Below are 1635 nucleotides of genomic sequence, written 5' to 3' on the forward strand. Positions count from 1 at the left end.
GCGCCCGTTCGTAATATAAGGTTAGCCAGATTTTTCTGGTTGACCTTTTTCTATATGGTCTTATTATAACGGTAGTCGGGGTAGAACGTAGCGCCCGTGGGACTTGATCCCGTCCGCAAAACTGTTCACCCCCTACTTGTATAAACATGTTTCAAGCTGGTTGGGACAAGGATCCCGTTTAACAAGCGAACCTATGATATTACAAGCAGCTTTAGGGGTTACCGACTAATTTAGTATTTTAAGAGGAGGAGATTCTAATATGAATCCAGTCGTAGGTCTGGATGTTTCAAAAGGAGAAAGTCAGGTTCAAGCCTTTTTAGATAAGGGGCAGCCCTATCGAAAGAGCTTTAGTGTCAAGCATACTCTAGAAGGTTTAGGAAGTTTAGTAGAATTTCTTAAGGATATTGAAAAATTGGCTGATGGAAAGCAACCTTCGGTTATTTTAGAATCTACAGGACAGTACCATATCCCTGTTATTCAATTTTTAGATGAGCAACAGTATGTCTACATTATGGTTAACCCACTTATCTCTCACCGAGCTAGAAGTACAAATTTACGAAAGGTAAAGACAGATGCAGTTGATGCCTATCATTTATGTGAATTGTATTATAAGGAAGAGTTAGAACCATACAAAAAAAGAGGAATTCATCTCTTAAATCTTCGTAATCTCACGAGGCAACAGGAAACAATCTCAAGTACCGCCGCACAAACAAAATTACAGCTACAATCGATTTTAGATCAAGTATTTCCTGAATATAGGGGTGTCTTTGGGAATCTCTATTCAAAGATATCTTTACAGATCCTATCACTCTTTCCAACTTCAGAAGAGGTTCTAAGTGTTAGTGAATCTGATTTGAGTGATAAAGTCGCAGAATTATGTCCAACTCGTTCAGAAAAATGGGCAGAAGAAAAAGCACAGAAATTGAGAGAAGCAGCGTTACGTAATCCATTTCAAAACAATTTGTACCAAAGCCATATTTTTAACTTAAAGATGTTTATCAACATTGTTCTTCAATATCAAGAGCACCTATCAAAGTTAGCAGCAGAAATAGATGCCCTCGCTAAAGAAATTGAAGAATATGAGATTATCCAGTCTATCCCTGGTATTGGAGAAAAGATTGCGGCAACAATCATTTCTGAAATTGGAGAGATAGATCGGTTTAATCATCCTAAAAAGCTAGTTGCATTCGCTGGAATAGACCCTAGCGTATACTCTTCTGGTAGGTTTACCGCTTCCATTAATCGCATAACCAAAAGGGGATCTAGCAGGTTAAGGCAAGCGTTGTTTATGGCTGTACAATGCGGTATAAGAGATGCACGTAAGCAAAAAACAAGCGATGAGATTATCCCTAGAAATAAGAAATTAAGAGAGTTCTACGATAAAAAACGAGAAGAAGGAAAACCTTTTAGAGTAGCAATAATCGCTTGTGCAAATAAGCTCTTACATTGGATTTATGCCCTATTAAAAAGGAAAATAACTTTCCAAAATACGGATTAAAATTCATATATAAGTATATAAAACAAAACCTTCCATTTAATTAAAGGAAGGCTTATTTGGTATACCGATTTTTAGTATATCATGTACGATTTATATTTTTTATTGAAAAATGTTGACAACTATTAGCTGGTTTTTGT

General features: G+C 36.4%; 1 protein-coding gene. It reads left to right on the forward strand.

The features are described 5' to 3' along the window. The first annotated feature begins 259 nt into the window (after positions 1–259). On the forward strand, positions 260–1498 hold the full coding sequence (locus JOD29_RS20190; RefSeq protein ID WP_124767066.1) for an IS110 family RNA-guided transposase: 1239 nt from the start codon (positions 260–262) through the stop codon (positions 1496–1498). The last annotated feature ends 137 nt before the right edge of the window (positions 1499–1635 follow it).

This window comes from Lysinibacillus composti, assembly GCF_016908465.1.
Classification (GTDB): Bacteria; Bacillota; Bacilli; order Bacillales_A; family Planococcaceae; genus Ureibacillus; species Ureibacillus composti_A.